This window comes from Klebsiella planticola ATCC 33531, from assembly GCF_000735435.1.
GTDB classification, from domain to species: Bacteria; Pseudomonadota; Gammaproteobacteria; order Enterobacterales; family Enterobacteriaceae; genus Klebsiella; species Klebsiella planticola.
Map to the genome: position 1 here is coordinate 34,491 of NZ_JMPP01000022.1, position 18,767 is coordinate 53,257.

Genomic DNA, 18,767 nt, shown 5'->3' on the forward strand with positions numbered 1-18,767 from the left:
ACAATGGGTGAATATGTCCCACTTTTTCGTAGTGGTTCGTGCTTTCAAAGGATGGCTGTTGCCGGGCATTTCTTGCCTGGCGCTGGCGGGGTGTTCCGCCGCTTTTTCGCCGCACACGGCAAATGACAAAGCACAACCCGAGCTGCCGCAGCACCAGGTTGCGGATTTTCTTTCAGTCGACTGTGCCGATATCTGGTCGTTGAAGAGCGAAGCCAGCGATAAAAACCCGCTGTACTGGCTGCGCGGGATAGATTGTGCCGATCGCCTGGCACCGGTTCAGGCGCGGGCGGAAGCCAAACGGCATGATGATGACAGCTGGCAGGACGCCTTTAAGCGCGGCATTTTACTGGCGGATGCGAAGATTACGCCGGATGAACGCCGCGAACTGGTATCCCGCCTGAATACCTTCAGTCCGCAAATCGCCGTGCAGGTGCGTCCGCTGTATCAGCTCTGGCGTGATGGTCAGAACAGGCAGCTGCAGCTGGTGGATGAGCGCGCCCGTTACGCGAAGCTGCAGCAGTCCAGCGATAGCGAGCTGGAGGCGCTGCGCCTGCAGGAACAGCAGCTGCGCGGCCAGCTGGAGCTAACGACCCGCAAGCTGGAAAACCTCACCGATATTGAACGCCAGCTTTCCAGCCGCAAACCCGCAGGCAATTTTAATTCCGACGGCAGCCACAGCAGCGATAAAGTTCCGGAGGTCATACATGACGATCCGTAAACCTGCGCATCTGCTGCTGGTGGATGACGATCCGGGCCTGTTAAAACTGCTGGGAATGCGTTTGACCAGCGAGGGTTACAGCGTCGTGACCGCCGAAAGCGGCGCGGAGGCGCTGCGCATTCTGGCACGAGACAAAGTCGAGCTGGTGGTCAGCGATTTACGTATGGATGAGATGGACGGCCTGCAGTTGTTCAGCGAAATCCAGAAAGTTCATCCGGGGATGCCGGTGATTATTCTTACCGCTCACGGCTCGATTCCCGATGCGGTGGCGGCCACCCAGCAAGGGGTGTTTGGTTTCCTGACCAAACCGGTGGACAAAGACGCGCTGTATAAAGCCATCGACGATGCGCTGGAACACAGTGCGCCAGCGACGGATGAGCGCTGGCGTCAGGCAATCGTAACCCGCAGTCCGCTGATGCTGCGTCTGCTGGAGCAGGCCGGGATGGTGGCGCAGTCGGATGTTAGCGTGCTGATTAACGGCCAGAGCGGGACCGGGAAAGAGATTGTCGCGCAGGCGATTCATAATGCCAGCCCGCGCCATGACAAGCCTTTTGTCGCCATTAACTGCGGTGCGCTGCCGGAACAACTGCTGGAATCCGAGCTGTTTGGCCATGCGCGCGGCGCGTTTACCGGCGCGGTGAGCAACCGGGAAGGGCTGTTCCAGGCCGCGGAGGGCGGGACGCTGTTTCTCGATGAGATCGGCGATATGCCGGTGGCGCTGCAGGTGAAGCTGCTGCGGGTACTGCAGGAGCGCAAAGTGCGCCCGCTGGGTAGCAACCGCGATATCGATATCGATGTGCGTATCATCTCGGCCACTCACCGCGATCTGCCGAAAGCGATGGCGCGCGGCGAGTTTCGTGAAGATCTGTTTTATCGCCTGAACGTGGTGAACCTGAAGATCCCGCCGCTGGCCGAGCGCGCGGAAGATATCCCGCTGCTGGCAAACCATCTGCTGCGTCAGTCTGCCGATCGGCATAAGCCGTTTGTTCGGGCGTTTTCAACCGATGCGATGAAACGGCTGATGGCCGCCAAATGGCCCGGCAATGTTCGCCAGCTGGTGAACGTGATTGAGCAGTGCGTAGCGTTGACCACCTCGCCGGTGATCGGCGATGCGCTGGTGGAACAGGCGCTGGAAGGGGAAAATACCGCGCTGCCGACCTTCGTCGAAGCGCGCAATCAGTTTGAGCTCAACTATCTGCGCAAGCTGCTGCAAATTACCAAAGGTAACGTCACCCACGCGGCAAGAATGGCGGGGCGCAACCGTACTGAATTCTACAAGCTGCTGTCGCGCCACGAGCTCGACGCCAACGACTTTAAAGAGTAGCTCCGCAGCATGACGCAAGTTATGATACGGTAAGCAACCGGTTACGCGACAAAGACAGGAACACCATGAAAAAGATTGATGCGATTATTAAACCTTTCAAACTGGATGACGTGCGCGAAGCGCTGGCCGAAGTCGGCATCACCGGGATGACGGTTACGGAAGTGAAGGGCTTTGGCCGTCAGAAAGGCCACACCGAGCTGTACCGCGGTGCGGAGTACATGGTGGATTTTCTGCCGAAAGTGAAAATCGAAATTGTAGTCACTGACGATATCGTTGATACCTGCGTGGATACCATTATCCGCACGGCGCAGACCGGTAAAATCGGTGACGGTAAGATCTTCGTCTTTGACGTCGCCCGCGTGATTCGTATTCGTACCGGGGAAGAGGACGACGCGGCAATTTAAGCCGGGCCGTATTCTGATGCATCCCCCGGTCAGCTTTGCCCGACCGGGGATATTCCCGAATGGCGGCATCTCTGCCTCCTCCAGGTTATTTCATTACAGCACCTTATGCGGGCCAAAACATTCGTAGTGAATGTTGTCGCTATTGACGCCCAGCGCCACCAGCTGTTGCGCTGCATGTTGCATAAAGGCTACCGGACCGCACAAATAGTACTGCATTTGTGGGTCACGCAGCGTGTCAGCCAGATCCGATAACATCATCAGACCTTCGCTGTTAAAGCGTGCCGCCTGGCGGTCGGCTTCTGTCGGCGTGCGATACCAGATATGGGAAGTGAATTTCGCCAGGCTGGCGCCGAGCGTTGCCACCTCGTCGGCAAACGCATGGACATCGCCATTTTCCGCCGCGTGGAACCAGTTCACCTGGGCCGCATGCTGCGTTTTTGCCAGCGTGTCGAGCATGGCCAGCATCGGTGTCTGTCCGACGCCGCCGGAAATCAGCGTAACCGGCGTTTTCGGCTCAACGGCGAGGAAGAAGTCACCTGCCGGCGCAGCCAGATGCACAATATCCCCTTCCTGCGATGCGTTGTGCAGCCAGTTTGATACCTGGCCGCCGTTTTCGCGTTTAACCGCAATTCGGTAGCCTTTGCCATCTGGTTTGCGGGTCAGCGAATACTGACGAATTTCCTGATATTCAAACTCCTGCGGCTTCAGCCAAATCGCCAGATACTGGCCCGGCTGATAATCCGCCACCGGCTGACCGTCTACCGGCGCCAGATCGAAGCTGGTAATCAGGGCGCTACGCGGGGTTTTCTTCACGATACGAAACGCGCGCGTGCCTTTCCAACCACCGTTTTTGCTGGCGTTACCCTGGTAGATTTCAGATTCGCGTTGAATAAAGACATTGGCCAACACGCCGTAGGCTTTACCCCATGCCTCAAGCACTTCCTCGCCCGGGCTGAACATTTCGTCGAGCGTCGCCAGCAGATGGCCGCCGACAATATTGTACTGTTCTGGTTTGATCTGGAAGCTGGTGTGTTTCTGCGCGATTTTCTCAACGGCAGGCAGCAGGGCTGGCAGGTTGTCGATATTGCTGGCGTAAGCGGCAATGGCATTAAACAACGCTTCACGCTGGTCGCCGTTACGCTGGTTGCTCATGTTGAAGATCTCTTTGAGCTCCGGGTTATGGGCAAACATGCGATCGTAAAAATGGGCGGTCAGCTTAGGACCTGTTTCGACGAGCAGGGGAATAGTGGCTTTAACCGTTGCGATGGTTTGGGCGTCGAGCATAGCAGCTTCCTTCGGTGTTATTTAAATGATGTATTTTATATGCATCTTATAAAAATAACCCTGCACTGTAAATGGTTCCTTAACACTTTTCCCCGTAGTGGTAACAACATGAAGAATTCGCATCACAAACCTGAAAAGAAATCCGTTGATAATCGTTGAGTCGTTATTGCTCAAAGCCTTGTGTAATGGGGAGCCAATCGTTTGCGTAAAATCCTTTGTCAAGACCTGTTATCACAGAACGATTCGGTTATACTGTGGGCCGTCGCCCAAAAAGGCCCCCCTTTTAGAGCTGTAATCTATTGTTAGCTGAGCAGGAGATGCGGATGTTAAAGCGTGAAATGAACATTGCCGATTATGATGCCGAACTGTGGCAGGCTATGGAGCAGGAAAAAGTACGTCAGGAAGAGCACATCGAACTGATCGCCTCCGAGAACTACACCAGTCCGCGTGTTATGCAGGCACAGGGTTCTCAGCTGACCAATAAATATGCCGAAGGTTATCCGGGCAAGCGCTACTATGGCGGTTGCGAATATGTAGATATCGTTGAACAACTGGCGATTGACCGTGCAAAAGAGCTGTTCGGCGCTGACTACGCTAACGTACAGCCGCACTCCGGCTCCCAGGCTAACTTCGCGGTCTATACTGCTCTTCTGCAACCGGGCGATACCGTTCTGGGTATGAACCTGGCGCAGGGCGGTCACCTGACTCACGGCTCCCCGGTTAACTTCTCAGGCAAACTGTACAACATCATTCCTTACGGCATCGATGAGTCCGGCAAAATCGACTATGCAGACATGGCGAAGCAGGCTCAGGAACATAAGCCGAAAATGATCATCGGTGGTTTCTCTGCTTACTCCGGTATCGTTGACTGGGCAAAAATGCGTGAAATCGCTGACAGCATCGGCGCATACCTGTTCGTCGATATGGCCCACGTTGCTGGCCTGATTGCGGCGGGCGTTTACCCGAACCCGGTACCACATGCTCACGTTGTGACGACCACTACCCACAAAACCCTGGCGGGTCCGCGCGGCGGCCTGATCCTGGCGAAAGGCGGTAGCGAAGAGCTGTACAAAAAACTGAATTCTGCCGTATTCCCTAGCGCTCAGGGCGGCCCTCTGATGCACGTTATCGCGGGTAAAGCGGTTGCGCTGAAAGAAGCGATGGAGCCAGAGTTCAAAGTCTACCAGCAGCAGGTGGCGAAAAACGCTAAAGCGATGGTTGAAGTGTTCCTGAATCGCGGCTACAAAGTGGTTTCTGGCGGTACTGAAAACCACCTGTTCCTGCTGGATCTGGTCGATAAAAACCTGACTGGTAAAGAAGCTGACGCTGCGCTGGGCCGTGCTAACATCACCGTCAATAAAAACAGCGTACCAAACGATCCGAAGAGCCCGTTTGTGACCTCCGGTATCCGTATCGGTTCTCCGGCGGTAACCCGTCGCGGCTTTAAAGAAGCGGAAGTGAAAGAGCTGGCCGGCTGGATGTGCGATGTGCTGGACAACATCAATGACGAAGCGGTCATTGAGCGCGTGAAGGGTAAAGTGCTGGATATCTGTGCACGCTTCCCGGTTTATGCGTAACGTTTAACGACGCAAGCGTAAAGAAAAAGGCCGCCAGTGCGGCCTTTTTTACGTCCGGCGTTCAGCGATTAACGACGGTCGAGGGAGATTGCGCCTGGGCCAGTGATGGCCAGAAGCAGGAAGGCTCCAGCTATACTGATATTTTTGTAGAAGTTAATCATATTGGGGAGTACTGCATCGCCGGTCATATCCCAGTAATGATGGCCAATGACGGCGGTACCGAGCGTATAAAAAATAAAGATCACCGCCAGCGGACGGGTGAAGAAACCGAGGACAATCAGGATCGCCGCCGGAACCTCCATCACAATCGCGATAATAGCCGCTAGCGTCGGAAGCGGCGCGCCGGAGGAGGCCATATATTGTACCGTACCGCTAAAACCCATCAGTTTGGGATAGCCAAATATAATAAACAGCAGTACGACGGCAATACGGGCGATCAGCAGCAGAACGGAACGGGAAGAGCCAAAGTCGAAATAGCGTAGTGTGTTCATAATCAATCCGTTGTGAAGGTGCGTGATTTAAACGTAATACACAATTTTGTGATCTGCCACATACCTTGTGCGATCAACGTAGTGTCTGCAGTTGCTCTTCCACGTACAGATAGCCAATGCCGAGTAGCTGTTCAGAACGCGTCAGCCTGCCAAACTCAATCTGTGTCGCGTGTGCCCGAGGGGAATCACCGTGATCGAAGGGATTAAAACCGGTTTGCTTTACAATAGTGGCCAACCAGTTTTCGCCGAATGCACAGCTCCGACCATAGATCCAGATTTGATTAATATTTAGAATGTTCAGGAAGTTATATAAACTCAATCCGATGGCATTGGCGGCTCTCTCTGCCCAGGCACGGATGTGTACATCACCATCTTTCCACGCATTAATCAGTGACTCTGTGGTTATTTTCTCTGGCGAAAGACCTGCATCAGGCTGCGTTTTTAACCACATCCGGGCTTGTTTTTTTAGTGCGGTAAGGGAGGCTACTGTTTCCAGGCAACCATAGCGCCCGCAGTCGCAGGCAATACCATCGGGATTAATAATGGTGTGCCCTATTTGTCCACTGCCATAAAGACTGCCGCGCCAGATCTGGTCGTTGATGACAAATGACGAGCCAATGCCGTAATCGACGTTAATGATGCAAAAATCCACTTGTGTACTGTGGTTTTGCCACTTTTCCGCCAGCGCCAGCATGGCACAGTCATTATCAACTCTTACCTGAACGCCGAGCTCTTCTTCAAGCAAGTATTTTAGTTCAATTGGACTCTTCCAGCGCGCCTGAGGCATGGTTTGAGATACGCCAGTCACTGGATCTACCTGACCATGAACACCCAGCGCGAGATTGATTGTGCGTTCCGGATATTGACGATGAATGCGCCGCCAGCATTCGATAATTACGGTAAGCAGAGCCTGTGGGGTGGGGGCATCAATCTGTATATGCTGGAGGCTGTCTACGGCCAGCAAGCGCGCATCAGCAAGTTGGTACTCAATGCTGGTTGGTGTGATGCTCATGCAAAGCGTCCACGCCCGTTGCTGTGGAATCTGAAAGCTTCCACTATTTACACCTCTGCGACTCATTTTTTCGGTGGAATGGCTAATCAAGCCTTCACCGAGGAGCTCTTCGAGAATATTACTTACGGCCGGAATGGATAACCCGCTGAGTTGCGAGAGTTGCGATTTGCTAAGCTGTTTTTCCCGCCACAGATGGGCAAGAAAGATAGATTTATTGACTTGCCTGACCTGAACATTATTGAAACCGGTTCGCTGCATACACTTAACTCCCTTAACTATATTGCGTGAGCATTGTGCATTTTAACAGCTGAACAGGGATATAAACTCGATGCATTGAATATTTTACTTCTTTTCATTTAGTGGAGAACGCTATGTACGGTTCGGTTAAAGTCTGGCAGGAAACGATTACATTACCGACGTGGACAACGGGCGCGGAAGACCCTAACCCGATGTTCCTTGAGAAACGGGTCTATCAAGGTTCTTCGGGGAGTGTGTACCCATATGGCGTGATTGATACGTTAACGGGTGAGCGTGAGTTGCGTGAGTATCATGCGGTATGGATGGAGAATGATTTCATTCGTATCATGCTACTTCCTGAGCTCGGCGGGCGTATCCATCGTGCCTACGACAAGGTTAAACAACGTGATTTCGTCTACTACAACGAGGTTGTTAAGCCCGCACTGGTTGGGTTACTTGGGCCATGGATTTCTGGTGGTATTGAGTTTAACTGGCCCCAGCACCACCGACCGACAACGTTTATGCCCGTTGATTTTACGATCCTGCAGGGTCAAGACGGTACGCAAACCGTATGGATGGGGGAGGCGGAACCAATGCGTGGTTTGCAGGTTATGACTGGATTTACCCTTTATCCCGACCGTGCACTGATAGAAATTACAGGTAAGGTTTTTAACGGCAATGCCACACCACGGCATTTCTTGTGGTGGGCCAATCCGGCAGTCAAAGGTGGCGATGCGCATCAGAGCGTCTTCCCTCCTGATGTGACTGCCGTCTTCGACCATGGCAAGCGCGATGTCTCTGCATTTCCTGTCGCCACGGGTACTTACTATAAGGTTGATTACTCGGCTGGGGTGGATATTTCCCGCTATAAGAATGTCCCCGTACCGACTTCCTATATGGCGGAAAAATCGGATTACGACTTTGTCGGTGCCTATCATCATGATGAACGCGGCGGGCTCTTGCATGTCGCCGACCACCATGTCTCACCAGGTAAAAAACAGTGGAGCTGGGGCCATGGTGATTTCGGTCAGGCGTGGGATCGGAATCTGACTGACAACAATGGCCCCTATATTGAACTGATGACCGGCGTATTTACCGATAATCAACCGGATTTCACCTGGCTTGATCCATATGAGGAGAAAATTTTTGTTCAAAATTTCCTTCCTTACAGTGAGCTGGGAAATGTGCAAAATGCGAATACGCGGCTTGCTCTCAAACTGGTTCGTGAAGCTGAACAGCTGCAATTAGGGATCTATGCGATTGCTCCGCTGGAAAATATTGTTCTGGAGCTGAGTGCGGATGAGCTGCCTCTTTATGAAACTCAGCTAACGTTAAAGCCCGGCGAAAGCTGGTTGCAAACACTGCAGGAGAAGGACGCCGCGCGCTTAACTCTGCAGGTAAAAAGCAGGGAAGGCGAACTACTACTGAAGTATCAGGAGCATCAGGCACAGCAAACGCCATTACCTGACCCTGCAACGGCACCAGCTATGCCTGAAGAGATCGATAACGAGGATGAGCTTTATTTTATTGGTCAACACCTGGAACAGTACAACCACGCCAGCCGCTATGCCGCAGATTACTATCGTCGGGCGCTAGCACTTGACCCACAGGATTACCGCAATAATGTTGCCCTCGGCACGCTGGCACTTAACGCTGCTGACTGGTCGTTGGCGGAACAATGTGCTCGGGCCGCGCTGCTGCGCGCCCATCGTCTGAATAAAAACCCTCGGGATGGTGAAGCCAGCATGTTGCTCGCTAGTGCTCTGGAAAGACAGGGCGATGAAACCAATGCATGGGATCACTATTACAAGGCTTCGTGGAGCGGAAATTGTCGTGATGCGGCCTACTGGTCTCTTGCGCGGCTGGCAATGAAGCGTGGCGACATCGCGGATGCGTTAGAAAAAGTAGACATTAGCCTCCGGTTTAACGGCAGTAATCATATGGCAATGGCGCTTAAAGCGCTGGCGTTGGCGGAATTACAGCGCGGCAGCGAGGCTCTGAAGTACATATCGGTATGTCTTGAACAATATCCACTAAGCTACCCGCTGCATTGTGTTAGCTGGATGATCAATCAGGACGATGAGACGCGCGATAGCCTGCTACGCGTGACTGGCTGTCGAGGTATTAATGCTAGTCTGCTTGCCGGATGGTTGCTTTCTATCGGGCAGAAAGAGACCGCAAAAACGATGTTAGCCATGCTCGATTGCCAGGAGGCCATTCCAATGCTGTGGCGCGCGGCATTAAGCGACGTAGCCAGCGAGCGCCAGCACTTTATCTCATTGGCCCAGCACTGCCACACGTTACGGGTACGCTTTCCTAATACACTCGATGAAGTCCAGATGCTGCAGAAATTGGATGACAGTGCTTTTGCCTGTTATCTGCTGGGTTGTTTCTGGTACAGCAAAAGACGCTATGACGAGGCGGTTGCTTGCTGGCATGAGACGCTGGAGGAAGCACCGGATTATGGGCCAGCACATCGTTTACTTGGCGTGTACGCCTGGAACAAACAACATGATTCGGTGCGGGCAATGGCTCGACTCCAGCAAGCAGTCGCGCTAGAACCTGAAAATGCTCGTTTTCGTTTCGAACTGGATTATCTCAGTAAGCTGACGGGCACCTCCGTTAGCGAGCGATTACGTCATCTGGAGGAGAACCTCGCGGTTGCCCTGAAGCGCGACGATCTGACTGCTGAGTTACTCAGTTTGTGGAACAGTTGTGGGCGTTATGCCGATGCCGCACATATTTTGCGTACCCGAGAGTTTCATCCCTGGGAAGGCGGGGAGGGTAAAGTGACCGGCCAGTATTTACTTAATCAGCTGCACAGTGCCTTACAAGCGATTGAGCGCCGGACGTTCCCGCAGGCTATTCAGTATCTGGAGGAGGCGTTGTGCTATCCGTATAACCTTGGTGAGGGGAGACTACCGGGGCAGACAGACAACGACATCTGGTATTTGCTCGGTCATTGCGCGACGCAAAGCGGGGAAACTGAGCAGGCGACGGCATACTACCGCCGCGCACTCCAGGGTGGTACTACGCTGAATGCCGGACGCTACTATAACGATCAACCCGCTGATTATCTCTTCTGGCAGGGAATGGCAATGCGCCAGTGCGGCAATGAAGCGCAGGCAGTGCAGCATTTCCAGAACTTTATCGCCTGGGCTCAATGTCACAAGGACAATGTCCCACAAGCCGACTTTTTCGCCGTCTCGCTACCTGACCTGGTGGTCCTGGATGTGCCGGCGGCGCAGCAACATCAACAGCATTGTCTTTTCATTGAAGCGCTGGGGCATCTGGGGTTGGGGAATATAACCGACTATCAGCGCGCACTACAGCAGTTATTGGCGATCAACCCCGCTCATGATAAGGCGCATTTGATTAGCCATGCCTTGCAAAGCGGCATCTTTTCCTGAACCTCAAACTGGCGGGGGCATCCCGCCAACCCTACTGTTCCCTGCGTTTCCCTTAAAGAGGAATCTATATGAATAACGCGCAGACACATCTTAAAATGGGCTACGTCTGGACTATCTGTCTGGTTGCCGCCTGCGGTGGTTTACTGTTTGGCTATGACTGGGTGGTCATTGGCGGAGCGAAACCATTTTATGAAGCTTATTTCTCTATTACCGACCCGGCACAGTCCGGTTGGGCAATGAGTTCAGCGCTAGTGGGTTGTGTATTCGGTGCGCTGGCCTCCGGATGGTGTGCGGATAAATTTGGCCGCAAACAGCCTCTGATTATGGCCGCAACATTGTTTACGCTGTCGGCCTGGGGAACGGCGCTTGCCCACAGCTTTGATATGTTTGTCGTCTGGCGTATTGTCGGCGGCCTTGGCATCGGTCTGGCGTCTGCGCTAAGCCCGATGTATATCGCTGAGATAAGCCCGGCGGCACAGCGTGGACGTTTTGTGGCGGTCAACCAATTGACGATTGTTATTGGCGTGCTGGCGGCTCAGTTGGTTAACCTGATGATTGCTAAGCCGGTAGCGAGCAGTGCCACGCTTGCAGAAATTAGTGCCAGCTGGAACGGGCAGGTGGGCTGGCGATGGATGTTTGGCTCTGGCATCGTTCCTGCGGTGGTATTTCTGGTACTGATGTTTTTTGTTCCTGAATCTCCGCGCTGGCTGGTACGTGCAGGAAAAAGCCAACGTGCCCATCAAATGCTGATGCGTATCGGCAATCAGCGCTACGCCGATGAAACCATCCGTGATATTGAACATACCCTCAGTAAAGATTCGCAAAAGGTCTCTTGGTCTGCCCTGCTGGAGCCGAAGGTACGCCCTGTCATCATGATTGGCATTGTCCTGGCCATGTTTCAGCAGTGGTGCGGGATTAACGTCATTTTCAACTACGCGCAGGAGATTTTTGCCTCTGCCGGGTTTGATATTAACAGTACGTTGAAATCAATTGTTGCTACCGGACTTATCAACCTGGTATTTACCATCGCGGCCTTACCGCTGGTCGATAAAATTGGCCGGCGCAAACTGATGCTGCTGGGTGCGGCTGGGCTGACTATTATTTATGCATTAATCGGTGCAGCCTACGGTCTGGGAATTTTGGGATTACCTGTACTTATTCTGGTGCTGGCGGCGATTGCTATATATGCATTAACGCTCGCCCCGGTCACCTGGGTGCTGCTGTCGGAAATTTTCCCTAATCGCGTACGTGGCCTGGCCATGTCACTCGGGACGCTGGCACTATGGATTGCTTGCTTCCTGCTAACCTATACCTTCCCGCTACTCAATGCCGGGCTGGGAGCATCGGGTAGCTTCATTCTGTATGGTGTGATTTGTGCAGCAGGTTATCTCTACATTTTGCGCAATGTTCCGGAAACCAAAGGTGTGACTCTGGAAGCGCTTGAAGAGCAACTGGCGCAGCGCCATACCGGTAGGCAGACGATGAAACAGGATCGGATACGCTAATGGTGGATAGCTTTATTCTGGAAAACGCGCATCTTCAGATGCGCGTCAACTCACTGGGCGGCAAGGTACAAAGCTTGTTTTCCCGTCAATGCCAGATTCCGGTTTTATATGATAATCCTGCTGGCGGCATGTTCCCGATGATACCGATGGCGAACCGCGTATCAGATAATCGTTTTCTTTTTCGTGGACGAGAAGTCAGGTTGCCCAGCCATCATGCGGATGCACGTTTCTTCTTGCATGGCGATGGCTGGTTACAACCGTGGGAAGTCAAAGCGCAATCTTCCTGTCATTGTGTACTGCAATTGCGTCAGAAACATTCCTGCGGATTCGATTATCTGGCGCTAATACGTTACGAACTGCAGCAAGAGACTCTTGTCGCCACTATGACGCTCGTTCACTGTGGGGATGCGCCGATGCTGTACGGTGGCGGTTTTCACCCATTCTTCGCCTTCGACAGGCACAGCCAGGTACAGTTTCAGGCGAGCGGACACTGGCCGGAAGGTGATTTGCATTTACCGCTAAGCTGGCGCGGAGACCTGCCAGCAGGAGGTGATTTCTCACAGGCGACTTACGGTGAAGATAGCTGGTTAAACGTTTGTTATTCCGGCTGGGGCGGCGTCGCAAGCATTCAACGAGATGTGATGTCTGTCACGATTTCGTCGCAAACTCCTTGGTTGATGCTTTTCCGGATGCCGGGTAAACCTTTTATTTGCCTGGAGCCGCAGAGCCATCCGGTTGACGCACATAACATGGAAGGGCAGCCCGGTCTGGTGGTCTTAGGGCCGGGAGATACCGTTTCATGGTCGCTGAAAATAGCGGTAAATCAGGTACTCATTGCTGGGAGATAGATAAATCCCCGTCTTGCGCCCGTGGCGCTTTATCGCCAGACTATCGACTCCATTCGGGAGGGAATCATGGTCTTGCACTCCACGCGCTGGTTGGCGCTTAGTTACTTCACCTATTTTTTCAGCTACGGTATTTTCTTGCCTTTCTGGAGCGTCTGGCTGGCGGGAACAGGCTTAACGCCGGAAACCATCGGCATGCTGTTGGGCGCCGGGCTGGTGGCCCGTTTCCTGGGAAGCCTGCTTATCGCGCCGCGGGTCAGCGATCCCTCCCGGCTGATTTCCGCCCTGCGGATCCTCGCGTTACTGGTGCTCTTGTTTGCCCTGGCCTTTTGGGCCGGGAACCACGTAGCCTGGCTGGCGGTGGTGATCGTGGGGTTCAACCTCTTTTTCTCTCCGCTGGTGCCGTTGACCGATGCGTTGGCCAACACCTGGCAAAAACAGATAACCATGGACTACGGGCGCGTGCGTCTGTGGGGGTCGGTGGCGTTTGTTATCGGTTCGGCGCTTACCGGTAAGCTGGTCAGCCTGTTTGACTATCGGGCGATTCTGCTGCTGCTCAGCCTCGGCGTTGCTTCTATGCTGCTGGGGATGCTGCTGAAACCCTCGGTGATGCCGCAAGGGGAGTCTCGTCATCAGGAAGCGGCGGGGGTGGCGGCCTGGCTGTCGCTGATACGGCAAAGCTGGCGTTTTCTCGCCTGCGTCTGTCTGCTTCAGGGGGCGCATGCCGCCTACTACGGCTTCAGCGCGATTTACTGGCAGGAAGCCGGTTACTCTGCCTCTGCCGTGGGCTATTTATGGTCATTGGGCGTGGTGGCGGAAGTGGTTATCTTTGCACTGAGTAAAAAAGTATTCAGTCGCTTCAGTGCCCGGGAGCTGCTGCTGCTTTCGGCAGTGTGCGGTCTGATTCGCTGGACGCTGATGGGCGCGACCACGGCTCTTCCGTGGCTTATCGTCACGCAGATTTTGCACTGCGGCACCTTTACGGTCTGCCACCTGGCGGCGATGCGCTATATCTCCGCGCGCCAGGGCAGCGAAGTGATACGCCTGCAGGCGGTCTATTCTGCCGTGGCGATGGGCGGCAGCATTGCGGTCATGACGGTTTTCGCTGGCTTCCTCTATCAGCACCTGCACCAGGGGGTCTTCTGGGTGATGGCGCTGGTGGCCCTCCCGGCGCTGGTGCTACGGCCAAAAGCTGTTGCCTAATCCTCGAGCATTTTGCAAATATGCTGCCGCTGGTGATCGCTGAACATCTCTTCAGTGTGAAACAGCGGCGGCGAAAACAGCGGTAACGCGGTGGCGTAAGGGGTGACGACCAGCGCCACGCCTTTGGGCGCGCCTTCCTTCTCAAAAGCCTGCACGCTTTGATATTTAATATTCAGCGGCAGCAGCGTCAGTTCGCGCAGCTGGAGTTCAAGCGCCTGTTCAAGAACGGGATTATCATGGGTGAGCAGCACGACCTGTTTTTCATGCAGATCGCTTTTCTGCATCAGCCATGCGCCAAAAATCACCGCGATCAGTCCCACCTCTTCCTGATTAAACGTAATCTCGTACGTCGCTTCAAACTCGCTGAGCGCGGCCTGGGTCGTGCGCATCAGCCGCGGGTAGAGACGGCTAATCTCTTCCGGCAGCGCGTTATCAATACCGATAGCGAAAACGCTGCGGTTGAGCGCCTGCGACAAATGAATATAAAGCTGATCGCTAAGTCCCTGGTCATCACTGAACGGCCGGCCTGCCAGATCCTGGAAACGATGAATCAGGCGGTCGATTGCCAGGTGTAGCCGCCGATCCTGGTGATGGCCGTCGCGGATGGGATCGGGCGTTTTCAACAACATAAAGAGCAGCGTCAGGAACAGCTGTTCGCCCGCGTGCGGCGTGCTGGCGACCCGGCGTTGCCAGTGGCGAACGATCTCCTGGGCGAGAGTGAACTCCACCGCTTGTTGCGTCCAGCGCTGCTGCTCATAGGTAAAATCCGGGGTGAGTCCAAGATGATGCTGCAGCAGGCAATATTGCAGATACAGACGCAGGAAATGAACATCGCGACAGTCAAACTGCCGGTTGAGCATCCGCGAGCAGCGGTTGACCAGCGCCTGCAGGTTGGTGTCGTCATACAGCGTCCGCGCAATGCCCTGTAGTTTAAGCTGCGTTTTTAATGCCGGCGTAAAATGGTGGGCAATAAAATGCGGGCATAGACGTAATGCCCGCCGCAGACCGTGCAGCAGACACAGACGTTGATCGATGACAGCACCTTCAATCCGGTAGCTGCCGTCCACCTGTGACGAAAGGGTCAGTCGGTGGTAACGCTGAATTTCGCGTGCGGTCTCTGCGATATCCTGCCGGGCCGTTGACTCATCAACCTGGTTGATGTGGCTAAGCCGTTCTGGCGTCACCGGTTGCCCGGGCAGATAAAACATCAGCAGTACCTGGCTACGGCGCTGTGGACTGGAAAGCGCAGATGGTGGTTCAATGACGGTCATCATCTGGTGAGTTCCAGTTAGGGTTTTTGCTAAGAATAGCTAATGGATGAATGGAGATCAGGGCAGTTCGGCGCCTTTACGTCAGGATTGCTGGCTAAGTTCACAGAATTTTTCACGTGAGGATCGGATGAAGAGAGTGAAACAATGCACCAGTGCGGCATTTTTCATGGTTTTATCATTTAGTGTGCTAGCGCACCCGCATAGCTTCATTAGCCTGAAAACGGAAGTCGTGGCGGACAACGGGCTGCTCACCGGTTTTAAAATGCGCTGGACGATGGATGAAATCACTTCGGCAGACTTGCTCTACGATGCGGGGAAAGCAAAGCCAGGGGATGAGGTGTGGAAAAAACTGGCGGCGGAAGTGATGGCCAATGTGCTCGGCCAGCATTATTTCAGCGAGCTATGGCATAACGGCCAGCGGGTGAAGTTTGATAATCGACCTGATGGCTATGGTCTCGAACGCGAGGGGCACCAGGCGGTGCTGACGTTTACCCTGCCGCTGGCAAAGCCTCAGCCGCTGGCCGGACAAACGCTGACGTTATCGACATTTGACCCGACCTATTATGTCGATATGCACTATGACAACGCGAGCGATGTCACGTTGCCCGCCGCCTTGAGTACGACGTGCAAGGTTAAGGTGGTCACGCCGGAACCGAATGAAAAAATGGCGGCTTTTGCCCAGTCTCTCGATAAAGCCGACGCGCCGCCGGAAGATATGGCGCTGGGAACCTACTTTGCGCAGAAGGTGACGCTGACATGTCCGTAATTTTCTCTCACACCGCACGCACTTCGCGTCTGCGCCAGATGTGGCCGCTGGCGCTTTTTTTGCTGCTGGCAACCGCGGCGGGGATCTGGCTATGGCAGGCCTGGCCGCAGGTTTTACTGCAAAGCGCCGTCTGGCAGCGGGCGTTGAATCTTGAGCTCAGCCGTCTGCTGAAAGCGGTTGCGGACAACCCCTCAGCGGCGGGATTATCGCTGCTGGCGTTCAGTTTTATCTACGGTGTGCTGCACGCCCTGGGGCCTGGACATGGCAAGATCGTGATTACCACCTGGCTGGCAACACATCCGGCAAAACTTAAATCCAGTATCATGCTGACCCTGGCGGCCTCGCTCCTGCAGGGCGTAGTGGCGATTGTGCTGGTCGTGGTGGTGTTAACCCTCCTGCAGCTACCGGCCAGACAGCTGCACCTCAGCAGCTTCTGGCTGGAGAAAGGCAGCTATCTGCTGGTGGGGGCGCTGGGCCTGCTGTTGTGCTGGCGGGCGGTAAAAAAGCTACGCGCGGTACTGCGACGACCGACGTTTATCGCATTTACGCCGCACCACGTTCATCATGCGCAGTGCGGATGCGGACATCAGCATATGCCCGCACCGGAACAGCTACAGGGCGGCGATGACTGGCGCGCGCGGCTGGTCATTATCCTCTCTATGGGGATGCGACCCTGTTCCGGGGCGATTATGGTCCTGCTGTTTAGTAAAGTGATTGGCGTATTTAACTGGGGAATGGCGGCGGCGCTGGCGATGGCGGCAGGCACGTCGTTGACCATTAGCGCGCTGGCGCTGCTGGTTCATGGTTTCCGGCAGCTGGCCGTTAAGCTCAGCGGCAATAAGACGCCACCGCTGTGGCAACACGTTGGTTGGGCGACGCTGGCATTGGCGGGCGGTGTGATTTTATTGGTTGCGGCGCTGGTGATGTGGAGCAGTGCGGCGCCTGTTGGTGGGGGCTTGCGACCATTTTGAAGAATCCCCTCCCCCGTGAACCTGGGGAGGGGAGAATGATTAACGCTTCAGCGCTTCACTCAGTTCGTCACGCATATTCGCCAGCATAGCTTTAACGACACGCGGATTACCGGCAACGATGTTGCCGGTATGCATGTAGTTGTGGCCGCCGGTGAAATCGCAGACCAGCGCGCCTGCTTCACGAGCAATCAGCTCGCCTGCCGCAAAATCCCATGGTTTCAGCGCGATTTCAAAATAACCGTCAACGCGGCCTGCGGCCACGTAAGCCAGATCCAGAGCAGCAGAACCGGTGCGGCGGAAATCAGCACACTCGGTAAACAGCTTACCGAGAATATTCATGTACGCCGTCGCGTGCTGTTTTGCTTTGAACGGGAAGCCGGTCGCCAGAATCGTGCCATCCAGGTCGCGAGCGTTGCTACCGCGCAGACGGTAACCGTTCAGCTGTGCGCCCTGACCACGGGTAGCCGTGAACAGTTCGTTACGCATTGGATCGTAAACCACCGCGACTTCAGTACGGCCTTTGATGCGTACGGCGATGGAAACAGAGAAGTGCGGCAGACGTTTGACGAAGTTGGTGGTGCCATCCAGTGGATCGATAACCCATTGAACATCCTGATCTTCACCTGCGTGTTCACCGCTTTCTTCGGTGATAATGGTGTGCTGCGGGTAAGATTTGCGAATGGTTTCAATAATCAGCGCTTCAGCTGCTTTATCGACGTTGGTCACAAAATCATTGCTGCCTTTCTGGCTCGTTTCTACGGAGTCTGGGGTTTCGTAGTGCTTGGCAATTAAATTACCCGCCTTGCGCGCTGCGCGCACGGCGATGTTCAGCATCGGATGCATCGGTCTCTCTCACTGGATGTTAAAGAACGGGAAAAAACGGCGCACATAGTAACAGTGAAATCTGCCTATGTCTCCGTTTTATGATAGCATGCGTGAATAATCTTTAGCCGAAGAACCATAATGCTACAAAATATTCGAATTGTACTGGTAGAAACATCACATACCGGAAACATGGGCTCCGTCGCCCGGGCAATGAAAACCATGGGATTAACCAACCTGTGGCTGGTTAACCCGCTGGTTAAACCTGACTCTCAGGCTATCGCGCTGGCCGCTGGCGCCAGTGATGTGATTGGTAACGCGCAGATCGTTGATACCCTGGATGAAGCCCTGGCCGGCTGCAGCCTGGTGGTGGGGACCAGTGCCCGTTCACGTACTCTGCCGTGGCCGATGCTTGACCCGCGCGAGTGCGGTCTGAAGAGCGTGGCGGAAGGGCAGCATGCGCCGGTCGCACTGGTCTTTGGCCGCGAACGCGTTGGGCTGACCAACGATGAACTGCAGAAATGTCACTATCACGTGGCTATTGCCGCAAACCCGGAATACAGCTCGCTGAACCTGGCAATGGCGGTGCAGGTTATCGCCTACGAAGTACGTATGGCGTGGCTGGCCACCCAGGAACAGGACGAACCGGCAGCAGAGCACGAAGAGACGCCGTATCCGCTGGTTGATGATTTAGAACGTTTCTATGGCCACCTCGAGCAAACCCTGCTTGCCACCGGTTTTATTCGCGCCAGCCACCCGGGACAGGTGATGAACAAACTGCGCCGTCTGTTTACCCGCGCGCGTCCGGAAAGCCAGGAGCTGAATATCCTGCGTGGTATGCTGGCGTCTATCGATCAGTTAAAGAAAGAGAAGTAAGCGCCTGCATCCCTTGACGGGGGCGGCTCTGGCTTACCTGGCCTGCATTGC

16 protein-coding genes are annotated in these 18,767 nt (G+C 54.4%); 11 read left to right on the forward strand and 5 right to left on the reverse strand.

Translation table 11 applies throughout. From position 1 onward, the window contains the following. Positions 1-13: 13 nt before the first annotated feature. From qseG to glnB, 3 genes are all read left to right on the forward strand, one after another. Positions 14-718 carry a two-component system QseEF-associated lipoprotein QseG gene (gene qseG / locus GRPL_RS15215; protein WP_032686561.1) on the forward strand — a complete coding sequence of 235 codons (705 nt, stop codon included), beginning with the start codon at positions 14-16 and terminating at the stop codon, positions 716-718. After that, complete coding sequence (glrR, locus tag GRPL_RS15210) at positions 705-2,042, forward strand: two-component system response regulator GlrR (protein WP_032686475.1); 1,338 nt, start codon at positions 705-707, stop codon at positions 2,040-2,042. The genes qseG and glrR overlap by 14 nt, the downstream gene beginning before the upstream one ends. 65 nt (positions 2,043-2,107) lie before the next feature. Continuing rightward, entirely contained in the window at positions 2,108-2,446 is a 339-nt protein-coding gene (glnB, locus tag GRPL_RS15205) for a nitrogen regulatory protein P-II (RefSeq protein ID WP_002914032.1), read from the forward strand. A gap of 93 nt (positions 2,447-2,539) precedes the next feature. On the opposite strand, the gene hmpA is transcribed toward glnB, so the two are convergent. Continuing rightward, on the reverse strand, positions 2,540-3,730 hold the full coding sequence (gene hmpA, locus GRPL_RS15200; protein ID WP_032699018.1) for an NO-inducible flavohemoprotein: 1,191 nt from the start codon (positions 3,728-3,730) through the stop codon (positions 2,540-2,542). A 323-nt stretch (positions 3,731-4,053) separates the two neighbouring features. Between hmpA and glyA the strand changes: the two genes are divergently transcribed. Next, positions 4,054-5,307: a serine hydroxymethyltransferase gene (gene glyA, locus GRPL_RS15195; protein WP_004866418.1), complete on the forward strand. Its 1,254-nt coding sequence runs from the start codon at positions 4,054-4,056 to the stop codon at positions 5,305-5,307. Positions 5,308-5,375: 68 nt separating this feature from the next. On the opposite strand, the gene GRPL_RS15190 is transcribed toward glyA, so the two are convergent. Next, positions 5,376-5,798: a DoxX family protein gene (locus GRPL_RS15190; protein ID WP_032686477.1), complete on the reverse strand. Its 423-nt coding sequence runs from the start codon at positions 5,796-5,798 to the stop codon at positions 5,376-5,378. Between the two features lie 73 nt (positions 5,799-5,871). Beyond that, entirely contained in the window at positions 5,872-7,068 is a 1,197-nt protein-coding gene (locus GRPL_RS15185) for an ROK family transcriptional regulator (protein ID WP_032699019.1), read from the reverse strand. Positions 7,069-7,181: 113 nt separating this feature from the next. On the opposite strand from GRPL_RS15185, the gene GRPL_RS15180 reads away from it, so the two are divergent. From GRPL_RS15180 to GRPL_RS15165, 4 genes are all read left to right on the forward strand, one after another. Beyond that, positions 7,182-10,457, forward strand: coding sequence for a DUF5107 domain-containing protein (locus GRPL_RS15180; RefSeq protein WP_032699020.1), 3,276 nt, complete (start codon positions 7,182-7,184; stop codon positions 10,455-10,457). Positions 10,458-10,525: 68 nt separating this feature from the next. Next, positions 10,526-11,962, forward strand: coding sequence for a sugar porter family MFS transporter (locus tag GRPL_RS15175; protein ID WP_032699021.1), 1,437 nt, complete (start codon positions 10,526-10,528; stop codon positions 11,960-11,962). Next, complete coding sequence (locus GRPL_RS15170; protein WP_032699022.1) at positions 11,962-12,810, forward strand: aldose 1-epimerase; 849 nt, start codon at positions 11,962-11,964, stop codon at positions 12,808-12,810. Before GRPL_RS15175 ends, GRPL_RS15170 begins: the two co-directional genes overlap by 1 nt. A gap of 66 nt (positions 12,811-12,876) precedes the next feature. Beyond that, positions 12,877-14,010 carry a 3-phenylpropionate MFS transporter gene (locus GRPL_RS15165; protein WP_032699023.1) on the forward strand — a complete coding sequence of 378 codons (1,134 nt, stop codon included), beginning with the start codon at positions 12,877-12,879 and terminating at the stop codon, positions 14,008-14,010. Here GRPL_RS15165 and csiE read toward each other — a convergent pair. Then, positions 14,007-15,284: a stationary phase inducible protein CsiE gene (gene csiE, locus GRPL_RS15160; RefSeq protein WP_032695557.1), complete on the reverse strand. Its 1,278-nt coding sequence runs from the start codon at positions 15,282-15,284 to the stop codon at positions 14,007-14,009. The genes GRPL_RS15165 and csiE overlap by 4 nt on opposite strands. 124 nt (positions 15,285-15,408) lie before the next feature. Here csiE and GRPL_RS15155 point away from each other — a divergent pair, with 124 nt between their 5' ends. After that, a complete protein-coding gene (locus GRPL_RS15155; protein WP_032686487.1) occupies positions 15,409-16,047 on the forward strand; it encodes a DUF1007 family protein in 639 nt (212 codons plus the stop codon). After that, positions 16,038-17,018, forward strand: a complete 981-nt coding sequence (locus GRPL_RS15150) for a nickel/cobalt transporter (RefSeq protein WP_032699024.1) — start codon at positions 16,038-16,040, stop codon at positions 17,016-17,018. The genes GRPL_RS15155 and GRPL_RS15150 overlap by 10 nt, the downstream gene beginning before the upstream one ends. Before the next feature lie 39 nt (positions 17,019-17,057). On the opposite strand, the gene suhB is transcribed toward GRPL_RS15150, so the two are convergent. Then, positions 17,058-17,861 carry an inositol-1-monophosphatase gene (gene suhB, locus GRPL_RS15145; protein ID WP_004866394.1) on the reverse strand — a complete coding sequence of 268 codons (804 nt, stop codon included), beginning with the start codon at positions 17,859-17,861 and terminating at the stop codon, positions 17,058-17,060. A 120-nt stretch (positions 17,862-17,981) separates the two neighbouring features. Between suhB and trmJ the strand changes: the two genes are divergently transcribed. Further along, entirely contained in the window at positions 17,982-18,716 is a 735-nt protein-coding gene (trmJ, locus tag GRPL_RS15140; RefSeq protein ID WP_032686489.1) for a tRNA (cytosine(32)/uridine(32)-2'-O)-methyltransferase TrmJ, read from the forward strand. The last annotated feature ends 51 nt before the right edge of the window (positions 18,717-18,767 follow it).